This is a genomic window from Bacillus sp. AG4(2022) (assembly GCF_031844465.1).
In the GTDB taxonomy this organism is placed as follows: Bacteria; Bacillota; Bacilli; order Bacillales; family Cytobacillaceae; genus Bacillus_AB; species Bacillus_AB infantis.
Genome location: NZ_JAUZVH010000008.1, coordinates 153,613 through 166,737, shown reverse-complemented (window position 1 = coordinate 166,737; position 13,125 = coordinate 153,613). Strand labels below are relative to the sequence as shown.

Below are 13,125 nucleotides of genomic sequence, written 5' to 3'. Positions count from 1 at the left end.
TACCATTTTCATTTTATATTATAAACTTAGTTTATCCGCTAGACAAACATTCTTTGAGATGGTAATCTATGTTTAGTAACAAATCTCGGAATCAAAATAAAGAATATTGGGGGTATTTAGTTTGAGAAAGAAGAAAGCGGTTACAACACTCTTTGCCATTTTTTCCTCCCTTGCCCTGATTACAGGCTGTTCAGGATCCGACGAAAAAGCGAGCGGCGGCTCCGGTGATGAGAAAACAATTGAATTCATGCACCTATGGCCTGAAGGAAGCTCCAAGCTGCACAACGAAATTGTAAGCGGAATCATCAAAGACTTTGAGAGCGAGCATCCAGATGTGAAAGTGGACCTGGAAGTGCTGAGCAATGAGCAATATAAAGATAAGCTGAAAGTATTATCTACTTCTAACCAATTGCCTGATGTAGGGCTGACATGGGCTGCAGGATTCCTGGACCCTTACGTGAGCGGAAAGAAATTCACCCCGCTGGATGACCTTCTTGAAGGAGATTTGAAAGATAAGTTTGTATCCGGCACAGCAGAAGCATATGAAGTCGATGGAAGCACATATGGACTGCCGCTTGAATTGAACATTGCAACAGTATTTTACAATAAAGCTATATTTGAAAAATACGGGCTGGAAGCGCCTAAAACTTATGAAGAGTTTCAGAATGTAGTAGAAACATTGGATAAAAACGGCGTTGCTCCAATTGCGCTTGGAAACAAAGACCGCTGGACCGGGTCTCTATGGTATATGTATCTGGCTGACCGGATCGGCGGCGGAGATGTCCTGACAAAAGCGATCGACCGCAGCGGTTCATTTGAAGATCCTGCCCTTGTTTCAGCTGCTGAAAAGGTGCAGGAGCTGGTTGACATGAATGCGTTTGTCAAAGGCTTCAACGGACTTGCCGATGAAGAAGCGAAGAGCATGTTCATGAACGAACAGGCAGCTATGTACCTGATTGCGACATGGGATCTGCCGAATTACACAACCAATGAAGACGTTCCTCAGGAATTCAGGGATTCGGTCGGCTATTTCAACTTCCCGACTGTCGATGGAAAAGGTGATATGGACAGCTTTGTCGGCGGTCCTGGAGTAGGATTATTCGTTGCAGAGGATTCCGATGTGAAGGAAGAAGCGAAAGAATTCGCCTCGTACTTCATCCAGCAGTGGGGAGAAAAGTCCGTGACGGATGCAGGCGTTATCCCGGCAACAAAAGTGGATGCGGCGTCACTTGATCTTCCTGATATGTATGTCGATGTCCTGGAAGACCTGAACTCTGCCAGCAATATCACGCTTTTTGCAGATGTACAGATGAGCGCAGATACAGCTCAGGTCCATTTAGATATGATTCAGTCGCTGTTTGGAAAAGAAGTGTCTCCTGAAGAATTTGCCAAGGCGCATGAAGAAGCGCTGTCCAAAGAATAAGGGTTCGCTGAACACTAGTAATCAACTAAAGAAAAGGACATACCCTTTGCCGGATTGTCCTTTTCATTTTTAAATATGGGGTTGAATGTGATGAATAAAGTAATGTCAAACAAGTGGATTATCGCATTATACGTTCTCCCTGCACTCCTTCTGATTGGTATCCTCATCTTCATCCCTCTGATCTTGACCGGTTATTACGGCCTGATGGACTGGGATGGCATCGGAGCTATGGAGTTCATAGGGCTGGAAAACTATATCAATGCCATCCAGGATGGGAAGTTTTGGGACAGTGCCTACCATTCTTTCCTGCTGGCCGTATTTTCAACGCTGAGCCTGGTCATCTATCTGGCCATTTCAATGATATTGGCATCCCGGATCAAAGGGGCAGATTTGCTGAGAAAGATCTATCTGATCCCGATGCTGCTGTCATCTGTAGCGATTGCACAGCTGTGGATCAAGGTGTTCAACCCGACCAACGGAATGCTCAACAGCATCCTGATGGCCTTCGGTGTGGAAGATCCTCCAGCATGGCTGGCAGAACCGTCAATCGTTCTTTATGCGATTTTTATTCCTATCTTGTGGCAATACGCAGGGTTTTACATTTTGATTTACTATGCAGCACTCAAAAACATTCCGGAATCATTGGTTGAGGCAGCAAGGATCGATGGGGCCACACCGCTCCAGATCGCCTGGAAAATCAAGCTCCCATTGATCATGGGTGTTGTGAAAGTGACGATTGTGCTGGCTGTAGTCGGGTCGCTGAAATACTTCGACCTGATTTATGTAATGACCGGCGGCGGCCCAAATGGCGCCAGCGAGGTTATGGCATCCTATATGTATAAACTGGCTTTCTCAAGCAATGACTTCGGATACGGCAGCGCCATCGGCTTCCTTCTCCTGATCATTACGCTGATTGTGACAGTGATTGTGCGCAAGGCAACAGCTACCAAAGAAGAAATTCAATATTAAGCGGGGGTTGTACAATGAAACGAGCAGGTTACTTCATACTCTATCTTTGCCTGGCAATCGTAGCCATCTTTCAGGTCTTCCCGGTCATTTGGCTGTTCCTGTTTTCTTTGAAAAATAACCAGGAAATCTTCTCAAAATCCCCTTTCTCGCTGCCAACTGAATTCAGGTGGGAGAACTACACCAAGGTGTGGGAAGGCGGCATCGGGATTTATTTCTGGAACAGCATCTGGATTACAGGCGTGGCCATCCTCTTGACCGTACTCCTGGCGAGCATGGCGACATTTGTCATTACAAGAATGCAGTGGAAGCTGAGCAAATTGGTGCTTGGGCTGTTCATGGTCGGACTGATGATCCCGATCCATTCAGCAATCATCCCGCTGTTCAGCATGTTCTTAAATGTAAATCTGATTGACAATCCTTGGTCAATCGTCATTACGTATACGGCTTATAATCTGCCGATCACGATGATGATCCTTCTCGGCTTTTATTACACTTTGCCGAGGGAAATTGAAGAGGCTGCGATTATGGACGGCTGTTCAGTCCACAGGATGTTTTTCAAAATCATCCTGCCTATGACGATCCCGATCATGTCGACCACTGTGATCATCAATATGATCTATAACTGGAATGAGTTTGTATTCGTCAATACCTTTATCAGCTCTGATCAGTATAAAACCCTTACGGTCGGAATCCAGAACTTCATCGGCCAGTATATGACCGATTGGGGCGCGATCGGCGCAACACTCATCATCAGTGTGCTCCCAATCCTCCTGGCATTCCTTTTCTTCAGCAATAAAGTTGTTGAAGGCATCTCCTCAAGTGCAGTTAAAGGATAATACAAAAAACACTTTCTCCTTCAATCAGGAGAAAGTGTTTTTTGTTTGGCCTGCTTCCGCTGGATTTTATTGAAGGCATGGAGGCAGAGCCACATGATGATAAAAGCTGCTGAACTGCCTCCGAATATAAAGGCAAGGGCCGGGGCCAGCTGAGTGATAAAATAAAGCGAAGCAAGGCAGAGGATCATCAATACGGTGTGGACCGGATTGACGAGCATGATCAGCAGGGCCTGTTTGATGAGCTGCCTGACGTTCAAATCAAAATGCACAAATACTGGAAAAAGATAAAGAAGAAACAGCAGAAAAATCATCAGGAATGCGAGCGAAGGGACATAGGCCCAGGTGAGCACATCAAAACCGGCCTGGGTGAACCAAAGATTGAAGCAGGCCAGGGAACCGATGATTATGATAATGAGGCCCAGGCGATTGCCCTTCCAGAAATCTTTTTTATAATATGAAAGGAAGCTGGAGAATAGGGGTGCGTCTGTTTTCCCCCTCAGCCAGTCCCTTGTGATGGCAAACATGGCGAGGGTGGAGGGAAAGAACCCAAAGAGGATGCCTCCTGCAAGAGTGAATAGTATCCATAAGAGATTCATATAAGCGAAACGGGTGATCCATTCAAATATCCGGTATAAAACGCTGCTTACCATGGCTGAAGCCTCCAATTATCCTTAAGTAAAACCTATTATACTGGAATAAAAATCATTTCGCAGTATTATAAGTAATCTTTGTTTATTCAATAGACAAACAAATGAAATATTGATATAATTCTTTTGAAAGCATTTACATTTTATAAAAAGATAATCTAAAAGAATCTGCTCAAAAGATTCTCAAAGAACTTTATTATGATTCTGGGAGGAACGAAAAATGGCTTATTTTAACATTGAAAAGATTAAATATGAAGGTTCAGCATCAACCAATCCATTTGCGTTTAAATTTTATAACCCGGAGGAAAAAATCGGCGGCAAAACAATGGAAGAAATCCTGCGTTTTGGTGTAGCTTACTGGCATACGTTCACAATGGACGGCTCTGATCCGTTCGGGACCGGGACAATGCTCCGCCCTTGGGATAAGTACACTGGAATGGATCTGGCAAAAGCTCGCGTAGAGGCGGCATTTGAATTTTTTGAAAAGCTGGATGTGCCATTCTTCTGCTTCCATGATGTAGATATTGCACCAGAAGGAAGCAGCTTGAGAGAAACTAACCAGAATTTAGATATCATTGTAAGCATGATTAAAGATTATATGAAGGACAGCAAAACAAAGCTGCTTTGGAATACTGCGAATAACTTCACGAATCCACGCTTTGTCCATGGTGCTGCAACTTCGAACAGTGCGGATATTTTTGCTTATGCGGCAGCGAAAATCAAGAAAGGCCTTGAGGTCGGAAAAGAACTTGGCGCTGAGAACTATGTGTTCTGGGGCGGCCGTGAAGGCTATGAAACGCTGTTGAATACAGACATGAAGCTTGAAATGGACAATCTTGGCCGCTTCATGCACATGGCAGTCGACTATGCGAAGGAAATCGGCTTTGATGCCCAGTTCCTGATCGAGCCGAAGCCAAAAGAGCCGACTACCCACCAATACGATTTCGATGTGGCGACAGGTTATGCGTTCCTGCAGCATTACGGATTGCAGGACCACTTCAAATTCAATATTGAAGCAAACCATGCAACATTGGCCGGCCATACGTTTGAACATGAGCTTCACTATGCACGTGTGAACAATATGCTTGGCTCTGTCGATGCCAACCAGGGTGATCCATTGCTTGGCTGGGATACAGATGAGTTCCCGACAGACTTGTATTCTACTACACTTGCAATGATCGAAATCCTAAAAAATGGCGGACTTGGCCGCGGCGGGCTTAATTTCGACGCCAAAGTAAGAAGGGGTTCATTTGAGCCTGAAGATCTTTTCCACGCCCATATTGCGGGGATGGACAGCTTCGCGGTTGGCCTGAAGGTCGCTCAGAAGCTGATTGATGACAAGGTACTGGACAATGTGGTTGAAAACCGCTATAAGAGCTATACAGAAGGCATCGGCCTTGAGATCGTTGAAGGAAGGACAGACTTCCATAAGCTTGAGGAGCATGCATTGGGCTTGAGTGAAGTGAAGCACCAGTCCGGCCGCCTCGAAAGCATCAAGGCTACAATCAACCAGTATCTGTTAAGGGCTTATGCCGGAGAGTAACTCTTAGAGGGTAGGTGCACCAATGAAATATGTTATCGGCGTTGACTTAGGAACAAGCGCGGTAAAAATATTGCTGGTCGACCAGGAGGGGAATGTGGTCCAGGAGGTTTCCAAGGACTATCCCCTGATCCAGGAGAAGACCGGCTACAGCGAGCAGGATCCGAAAGAGTGGGTAAATCAGACAGCGGCAGGGCTGTCTGAACTGCTTCAAAAATTCGGCGGTAATCCTGAAGACATTGAGGGCCTCAGTTTTTCCGGGCAGATGCACGGCCTTGTCCTTCTGGATGAGAACCGTGAAGTGCTGCGGAATGCGATCCTTTGGAATGATACAAGGACGACGGCACAGTGCAGGGAGATTTATAATCAGGTTGGCGAAGAGAGGCTGCTTGAGATTACGAAGAATCCGGCGCTGGAAGGCTTTACACTTCCGAAACTGCTTTGGGTAAAAGAGCATGAGCCGGAGATCTATAAGCAGGCCAGAACCTTTGTCCTGCCAAAGGATTATGTAAGATTCAAGCTGACAGGCGAGCTGCAGATGGAATATTCCGATGCGGCGGGAACGCTGTTATTGGATATTGCGAAAAAAGAGTGGAGCAGCGAGATTTGCGATCTTCTCGATATTGACGCTGCACTTTGCCCTCCATTGGTTGAATCTCATGAAAAGACGGGGAATATCACTCCAGAGTTCGCAGCAGCGACCGGCCTTCCGGCTTCTGTCCAGGTGTTTGCAGGCGGCGCCGACAATGCCTGCGGAGCGATCGGCTCAGGGATCCTGGAAGAGGGGAAAACTCTTTGCAGCATCGGTACCTCTGGTGTGGTCCTGTCTTATGAAAGCAGCAGCGATAAAGACTTCGCGGGAAAAGTCCATTATTTCAACCATGGAGCCGAGGATGTTTTTTACACGATGGGAGTCACCCTTGCAGCAGGCCACAGCCTGAGCTGGTTCCGGAATGTGTTTGCCGCGGAAGAAAGCTTTGAGGAATTGCTTGCTGAAGCAGGAACGGTTCCTCCAGGATCGAACGGACTGCTGTTCACGCCTTACATATCCGGGGAGCGCACCCCGCATGCGGACGCAAGCATACGTGCAAGCTTCATCGGAATGGACAGCTCTCATGAACGCAAGGAATTCGTCCGCGCCGTCATGGAAGGGATCACTTTCTCACTGAACGAATCCCTCGCCATTTTCCGAGAAAATGGCAAGAAGATCGATACGATTGTTTCTACCGGCGGAGGCACGAAAAACGAAGACTGGCTGCAGATGCAGGCGGATATCTTCAACTCCAGGATTGTAAAGCTGTCGAGTGAGCAGGGTCCTGGCATGGGTGCGGCTATGCTTGCCGCTTACGGATGTGGATGGTTTTCTTCCTTGAAGGAATGCGGCGATGCCTTCCTGAGGGTGGAAAAAGAATTTGTCCCTGATGCAGGAAATGCGGAGATCTATCAAGAATTATTTCATGTATACCAGGAAGTCTACGGGCAGACAAAAGCACTTAATGAAAAGCTGCTGGCCTATCGAAAATAAACATAATGAAAACTGAAGGCTGCCCTGGAAGGATGCATCATAAATGCAATGCTCCCGGGGCGGCCTTCAAGGTTTCAGGATAAAAGAAGGAGTTGGCGAAATGAAATATAATCAGCTGGGCGATACCGACTTGAAAGTAAGTGAACTGAGTTTCGGCACTTGGGCAATCGGCGGCTCATGGGGCAAGACAGATGACGGAGAAGCGCTCAAAGCTCTGGAACGCGCCATAGATGCAGGAGTCAATTTCTTTGATACGGCCGATGTGTATGGTGATGGACATAGCGAGGAGCTTTTGGCGAAGGCCACGAAAGGCAAAGAAGATTCCATCCATATCGCTACAAAGTTCTGCCGCAGCGCTGATATTTATGATCCGGCAACCTATTCAATGGATAGTGTCCGTTCTTTTTGCGAGAATAGCTTGAAAAGGCTGGAGCGGGAGGCAATCGACCTTTATCAGATTCATTGTCCGCCTATGGAGATTTTGAAGGATGGCAGCGTTTTTGAAGTGCTTGAGCAGCTGAAGCAGGAAGGAAAGATCCGCTATTATGGCGTCAGTGTGGAAACGGTCGAGGAAGGGATCTTCTGCCTGGAGAATACGAAGGCAAGCGCGCTGCAGGTCATTTTCAACCTGTTAAGGCAAAAGCCGCTGGATGAGCTTTTCCCAATGGCGATGGAAAAGAAGGTAGGGATTCTTGCGCGTGTACCTCTGGCTAGCGGGCTTCTGACAGGAAAATTCTCAAAGGATACCACGTTTGAGCAGGATGACCACCGCAACTTCAACCGCAACGGGGAAGCCTTTAATGTCGGCGAAACATTCGGCGGACTTGATTTCGAAAAAGGCGTGGAGCTGAGCGAGCAGGTGAAGTGGATGGAAGAAGGCAGGGGAAGCATGGCAGGAGCAGCCATCAAATGGATTCTTCAGCAGCCGGAGGTGAGCACAGTCATCCCTGGCTTCCGGAATGTGAAGCAGGTGGAGAGCAATCTCGAAGCACTGGATGCAAAGCCGTTCAGTGAAGAAGAACTGCAGAAGTTGAAGGACTTTTATCAGAAGGAAGTGCATGCCCATATCCGGGGCGTTTATTAATAGGTAAGGCCTCCAGCTCTGGCTGGAGGCCTTTTTTGTTTGGGGACAGGGTTGCTGTCCCGTTTTATGAATTACATTGCTTTAGAACGCTTTGTTTCGGCAGGCGCCTTCCACAGGCTTTCCATCTGCTCTAGGGATTTGCCTTTCGTTTCAGGCACATACTTCCAGACGAAGATGGCGGAAAGGACGCTCATCAGGCCATAAATGCCGTAGGTCATCCCGCCGCTGAATTCCATCATCATCGGGTAGGTGGAGGAGACCAGATAGTTGGCACCCCATTGGGCGGCAACCGCGATCGCCACAGCCTGTCCGCGGATGCGGTTCGGGAAGATCTCGGAAATCAGCACCCAGCAGATTGGCCCCCAGGACATCATGAAGGAAGCGGTATACACGATGATGAATAAAAGCGTGCTGATGCCGATGATATTGGCAAAAGCGAGGCCCGCGACACCGAACATGCCGATGGCCATTCCGATCGAGCCGATGATGAGGAGCGGCTTGCGTCCCCATTTATCCACAGTCATGATGGCGATAACAGTGAAGATGACGTTGACAAGTCCCATGACGATCGTCTGCAGCATGGAAGCATCCTTTGCAGCGCCCATGCTTTCAAAAATGCGCGGAGCGTAATAGAGAGCTACATTGATGCCGACAAACTGCTGGAAAACGGATAGCAGGATGCCGATGACAATCACTTTTTTTCCAAAAGCAAAGGTGGACATTTTCTCTGCAGTTGCATTCATGGAAGATTTGATTTCGCTGAGTATCTGTTTGGCGCTTGCCGGGCCGTTGATTTTCGAGAGAATCCTCAGTGCGCTTTCGTCCTGATTCTTCAGAGACAGATAGCGGGGCGTCTCCGGCACGAAGAAAAGGAAAACGAAAAACAGCAGGGCCGGGATGGCTTCAGACAGGAACATATACCTCCAGCCGGTTTCATTGATCCATTCCACTGATTGCCCGCGTGCGATTCCCCAATTGACAAAATAAACGACCAGCATGCCGAAGATGATGGCAAATTGATTGAAAGAAACCAGCCGGCCCCTGATGGCTGCCGGGGCGATTTCCCCTATGTACATTGGCACAATGGCGGAAGCGAGTCCGACCCCGATGCCGCCGATGATGCGATAAAGATTGAATGTCAGCAGAAGGCCGATAGTAGGTTCACCCGCTGAGAAGAACAGAAACTCAGGGTAAGCAGAGCCAAGTGCTGATAAAAGGAATAATACGGCCGCAATGATCAGCGATTTTTTTCGGCCAAATGCAGAAGAAAAATAACCGGAAATGATGCCGCCGATGATGCATCCGATCAGAGCGCTGGAGATGGTGGCTCCATGAATAAACGAGCTTAAGCCCAGGCTGTCCACCAGATAGGTTTGGATTGATTTTTCAGCCCCTGATATGACAGCTGTATCATAGCCAAAGAGCAGGCCGCCGAGAGTGGCAACGAGTGTGATAGAGAAGATGTAAAGCGAACCATTGTGCTGTTTCGTCATGTGTGAAGGCAGTTTTCATTATACTGGAATGATAGTTAAACGCTTACATTGTTATCATAGTTTTTGAAGCGTTTACATTTACCGGTATAAAAGAAATTCACTGCCCATTCCCTCCCCTGCTGATAATTTTTTTACAATAATGAATAATTGCATTATAGCAGACTATATTAAGTTTGTCCAATGAATGAACTAAGTTTTGGATAGTAGGAAGGAGCCAAGGGGTCAGACCCCCTGGCCCGGTTTTTTTAGTTACAAAATTCTCCCGCACTTTTGTAAAGTTTTATAATAGTAGCTGGTGCTTTTCTTCCATTTATGAATTCTGCTGGAGCTGCTTAAGAGGGGGAATTTGCGTGGCTATTACGTTTACGATGCTGTTTTTGGGGATTTTGCTTGGTTTTATCGGGGCCGGGGGATCCGGTTTTATTATTGCGCTATTGACGGTGGTGTTCGGTGTGCCGATCCATACGGCGCTTGGGACGTCGCTTGCGGCGATGGTGTTTACGACCTTGTCGGGGGCTTACAGCCATTACCGGCAGGGCAATATTGATGTGAAAATGGGACTGGCTGTCGGGTGCTTTGGAGCGGTCACTTCGTTTCTGGGCTCGGGAATCGCGGTGTGGATCCCGGTTGATTCGCTTCATTGGCTGACGGCCGGAATGCTGTTTCTGTCAGCAGTGATGCTGCTGGTCCGTTTGTTCATCGTCAGCCGGATGGAGGACAAGGGAGCAGAGCCGCAGCGAAGGCTCTTCATGAAAGCTGCATTTGTGGGCATTGTCTGCGGCTTGCTGTCAGGCACGTTCGGCATCGGCTCTGCGCCTTTCATTCAGCTTGGACTATTAGCCGTCTTAGGCCTTTCTGTGCAGAAGTCTGTCGGGACGACGATGCTGGTCATCCTGCCGATTGCACTGGCAGGCGGCATCGGCTATTATTTTGAAGGATACTTTGATTCGATCCTGCTGCTGCAGGTGCTGGCCGGAACGATGATCGGTTCATACCTCGGAGCGCGGTTCACCAATTATGTGCCGCTTCCTGTTTTAAAAAGTGCCATGGTGCTGACGCCTATTATGGCCGGATTCATCCTGCTGTTCTGAATTAGGTAAAGACAGACTGCAAGGTCCTTCCTCAGGGAAGGGCTCTGCGGTCTTTTGTCATTACTTTGTGTGGATAAGGGTATGGTGGAGAATACTTTAATTAAATCTATGGCTGGAGGAAACTATGAAAAAGGGCCGCTGGAGCTTGCAAGCCATCATTATTATATTTGTTTGTGTGGTGGTCATGATTTCCCTTATGATCACCGACCTGCTGATCAGCAGCAGGGTCACCTCCAGTGTTGAGGAAACACAGGAGGATAAAGCTTTAAATGTCGCTAAAATGGTGGCGCACAGCCGGATTGTTGAAGATGCTTTGGAAGGGGATCCTGAGGGCGCAGGGGTCCAGGATTTTGCCAATGAAATGCGGGAGCTTACAAATGTCAATTTCATTGTAGTAATGGATATGAAGGGCTACCGCTTGTCACATCCGGAGTCATCTGAGATAGGAAAGCATTTCAGGGGCGGGGATGAAGGCCCTGTGCTGGAGGGGGAAGAGTATGTTTCCTATTCCAAGGGCATACTCGGTCCATCGATGCGGGCATTCACTCCTGTCATTGGCAGTGCCGGGGAGCAGATAGGGGCTGTGGCTGTCGGCATTTCTCTAGAGACGGTAACGAAGGCTGTCTATAAGAGCCAGAACGCAATCTACATCGGCACGCTGATCGGCATCCTAGTGGGGATTATCGGTGCGGTGATACTTGCCAGGTACATAAAAAAAATCCTGCTGGGACTGGAGCCTTCCGCGATTGCCAAGGTGCTGGAGGAGCGCAGCTCAATGCTGCAGTCTGTGCGTGAAGGGATCATTGCCGTTGACCAGAGCGGGAAGATTACGCTCGTAAACCGGGCGGCAAGGAAGCTTTTTCAAAAGGCCGGCATTGAAAAGGATCCGGTTGGGCTGCAGATTGAGGAGTATCTTCCGGAAACCCGCCTGAAGGAAGTCCTGATCACAGGGAAAACACATCTTGACCAGGAGCAGAGCTTCCACGGGGTGACGATTCTAGTCAATCGGGTGCCGGTGGTGGTGGATAATCAGCTCGTCGGCGCCATTGCGACCTTCCGGGATAAGACGGAGGTCCAGCTGCTTGCCGAACAGCTTACAGGTGTCCGCAATTATGCAGATGCTTTGAGGGCACAGGCCCACGAGTTCATGAACAAGCTTCATGTTATCCTGGGGATGGTCCATACCGAGCAGTACGAGCATCTTGCCAGGTATGTGAACGAGACGGTCAATCACCGGGAGAATGAAATGGGCTTTGTAACAAAGAAGATCCATGACCCGGTCCTGGCCGGTTTTCTCATCGGCAAGCTGAGCAATGCCCGGGAATCAGGGGCGGTGCTGTCGTTTGATTGTGCCGATAATCTGCCAAAGCCGGTGGACCCGGAAATCACCCATGATCTGATCACGATCATCGGCAACTTAATCGATAATGCATTGGAAGCTGTATCAGGAAGGCCGGTCAAAAAAGTGGAGTTAATGCTGGATTATGCCGAGGAAATTTTAACAATAGAAGTAAGAGATACAGGAAGCGGTATGACAAAGGAAATCCAGGATCGGATTTCCGAGAAGGGTTTTTCCACAAAAGGGAAGGACAGGGGCTTCGGGCTGTACCTGGTCACACAGGCGGCTGATAAGCTGGAGGGGGAACTGATCATTTCCTCCAAGGCAGGAAAGGGGACGCAGTTTGCCGTCTATATACCTTATAAAGCAGGGGATGATGAGACATGATCAATGTAATGATTGTTGAAGATGATCCGATGGTCGCTGAAATTAATAAACGGTATCTTGCCAAGGTAGAAGGGTTCCGGCTGGCTGCGTCGGCCAGGTCGGTCGATGAAGCGGTCAGCCTTCTGGAGAAGGAGGACATCCAGCTGATTCTCCTTGATATTTATATGCCCGGGAGGCTCGGGCTTGAACTGGTCACTTATCTGAGGGAAAATGAGCTGGAAACCGATGTGATCATCATCTCTGCCGCAAAGGATATGGACCGGATCAGGCAGGCCCTGCGTTCGGGTGTGGTGGATTATCTCATCAAGCCATTTGAATTTGAACGGTTCAATGCGGCGCTGACAGCCTATGAGCAGCAGAGCCGGTTCGCTGAAAAGAGGGAAGAGGTCACCCAGCAGGAGCTGGACAGCCACCTGCTGCGGCGCGAGGAGCCGTCGGTCGTGGAAGAACTCCCGAAAGGACTGACAAAGGATACGCTGAAACAGGTCTGGGAAGCCGTGCAGGAGCTTAAGGAAGGACCGTTCTCCACCGACGAGATGGCCGAGGCGGTAGGCGTCTCAAGAGTATCGGCGCGGAAATACCTGAACTTTTTAAAAGAGCTTGGCATACTGGATGTGAAGGTCATCTATGGCACGATCGGCCGTCCCGTGTACCAGCATGAATATAACCCATATAAAGAGCATTTGATTAAGAACTTTCTGTAAGCAGTTTCTGAAACTGCTTACTTTTTTTAATTTCAAAAAGAATTTCTCTAATTACATAATCTATGAAAACGCTTTTAGAAAAATTAA

At 48.3% G+C, this 13,125-nt stretch carries 11 protein-coding genes; 9 read left to right on the top strand and 2 right to left on the bottom strand.

Going from position 1 to position 13,125, the window contains the following annotated elements; translation table 11 throughout:
* Positions 1–121: 121 nt before the first annotated feature.
* The 3 genes from Q9R36_RS20710 to Q9R36_RS20700 all read left to right on the top strand — a co-directional run bounded on the left by Q9R36_RS20710 (position 122) and on the right by Q9R36_RS20700 (position 3,228).
* Entirely contained in the window at positions 122–1,423 is a 1,302-nt protein-coding gene (locus tag Q9R36_RS20710; protein ID WP_257989855.1) for an extracellular solute-binding protein, read from the top strand.
* A 90-nt stretch (positions 1,424–1,513) separates the two neighbouring features.
* Positions 1,514–2,392 carry a carbohydrate ABC transporter permease gene (locus Q9R36_RS20705; protein WP_257989856.1) on the top strand — a complete coding sequence of 293 codons (879 nt, stop codon included), beginning with the start codon at positions 1,514–1,516 and terminating at the stop codon, positions 2,390–2,392.
* 14 nt (positions 2,393–2,406) lie between these two features.
* Positions 2,407–3,228, top strand: a complete 822-nt coding sequence (locus tag Q9R36_RS20700; protein ID WP_311225804.1) for a carbohydrate ABC transporter permease — start codon at positions 2,407–2,409, stop codon at positions 3,226–3,228.
* Positions 3,229–3,248: 20 nt separating this feature from the next.
* Here Q9R36_RS20700 and Q9R36_RS20695 read toward each other — a convergent pair whose 3' ends face one another.
* Entirely contained in the window at positions 3,249–3,878 is a 630-nt protein-coding gene (locus Q9R36_RS20695) for a YesL family protein (protein ID WP_311225803.1), read from the bottom strand.
* A 217-nt stretch (positions 3,879–4,095) separates the two neighbouring features.
* On the opposite strand from Q9R36_RS20695, the gene xylA reads away from it, so the two are divergent.
* From xylA to Q9R36_RS20680, 3 genes are all read left to right on the top strand, one after another.
* Entirely contained in the window at positions 4,096–5,418 is a 1,323-nt protein-coding gene (gene xylA / locus Q9R36_RS20690) for a xylose isomerase (protein ID WP_224904960.1), read from the top strand.
* Positions 5,419–5,440: 22 nt separating this feature from the next.
* Positions 5,441–6,940, top strand: coding sequence for a xylulokinase (gene xylB / locus Q9R36_RS20685; protein ID WP_311225802.1), 1,500 nt, complete (start codon positions 5,441–5,443; stop codon positions 6,938–6,940).
* A gap of 100 nt (positions 6,941–7,040) precedes the next feature.
* A complete protein-coding gene (locus Q9R36_RS20680; RefSeq protein ID WP_311225801.1) occupies positions 7,041–8,024 on the top strand; it encodes an aldo/keto reductase in 984 nt (327 codons plus the stop codon).
* Positions 8,025–8,095: 71 nt separating this feature from the next.
* On the opposite strand, the gene xylE is transcribed toward Q9R36_RS20680, so the two are convergent.
* Positions 8,096–9,517 carry a D-xylose transporter XylE gene (xylE, locus tag Q9R36_RS20675; protein WP_022543455.1) on the bottom strand — a complete coding sequence of 474 codons (1,422 nt, stop codon included), beginning with the start codon at positions 9,515–9,517 and terminating at the stop codon, positions 8,096–8,098.
* Positions 9,518–9,867: 350 nt separating this feature from the next.
* Here xylE and Q9R36_RS20670 point away from each other — a divergent pair, with 350 nt between their 5' ends.
* The 3 genes from Q9R36_RS20670 to Q9R36_RS20660 all read left to right on the top strand — a co-directional run bounded on the left by Q9R36_RS20670 (position 9,868) and on the right by Q9R36_RS20660 (position 13,038).
* Positions 9,868–10,608 carry a sulfite exporter TauE/SafE family protein gene (locus Q9R36_RS20670; RefSeq protein WP_396137127.1) on the top strand — a complete coding sequence of 247 codons (741 nt, stop codon included), beginning with the start codon at positions 9,868–9,870 and terminating at the stop codon, positions 10,606–10,608.
* 124 nt (positions 10,609–10,732) lie between these two features.
* A complete protein-coding gene (gene dcuS, locus Q9R36_RS20665; protein WP_248138978.1) occupies positions 10,733–12,334 on the top strand; it encodes a DcuS/MalK family sensor histidine kinase in 1,602 nt (533 codons plus the stop codon).
* Positions 12,331–13,038: a response regulator gene (locus tag Q9R36_RS20660; RefSeq protein WP_248138976.1), complete on the top strand. Its 708-nt coding sequence runs from the start codon at positions 12,331–12,333 to the stop codon at positions 13,036–13,038. Before dcuS ends, Q9R36_RS20660 begins: the two co-directional genes overlap by 4 nt.
* The last annotated feature ends 87 nt before the right edge of the window (positions 13,039–13,125 follow it).

Excerpts from the sequence above, each read along its gene's own strand:
- Q9R36_RS20705 (WP_257989856.1), top strand. The coding sequence starts at position 1,514 with ATGAATAAAGTAATGTCAAACAAGTGGATTATCGCATTATACGTTCTC.
- Q9R36_RS20700 (WP_311225804.1), top strand. The coding sequence starts at position 2,407 with ATGAAACGAGCAGGTTACTTCATACTCTATCTTTGCCTGGCAATCGTA.
- Q9R36_RS20695 (WP_311225803.1), bottom strand. The coding sequence starts at position 3,878 with ATGGTAAGCAGCGTTTTATACCGGATATTTGAATGGATCACCCGTTTC.
- xylA (WP_224904960.1), top strand. The coding sequence starts at position 4,096 with ATGGCTTATTTTAACATTGAAAAGATTAAATATGAAGGTTCAGCATCA.
- xylB (WP_311225802.1), top strand. The coding sequence starts at position 5,441 with ATGAAATATGTTATCGGCGTTGACTTAGGAACAAGCGCGGTAAAAATA.
- Q9R36_RS20680 (WP_311225801.1), top strand. The coding sequence starts at position 7,041 with ATGAAATATAATCAGCTGGGCGATACCGACTTGAAAGTAAGTGAACTG.
- xylE (WP_022543455.1), bottom strand. The coding sequence starts at position 9,517 with ATGACGAAACAGCACAATGGTTCGCTTTACATCTTCTCTATCACACTC.
- dcuS (WP_248138978.1), top strand. The coding sequence starts at position 10,733 with ATGAAAAAGGGCCGCTGGAGCTTGCAAGCCATCATTATTATATTTGTT.
- Q9R36_RS20660 (WP_248138976.1), top strand. The coding sequence starts at position 12,331 with ATGATCAATGTAATGATTGTTGAAGATGATCCGATGGTCGCTGAAATT.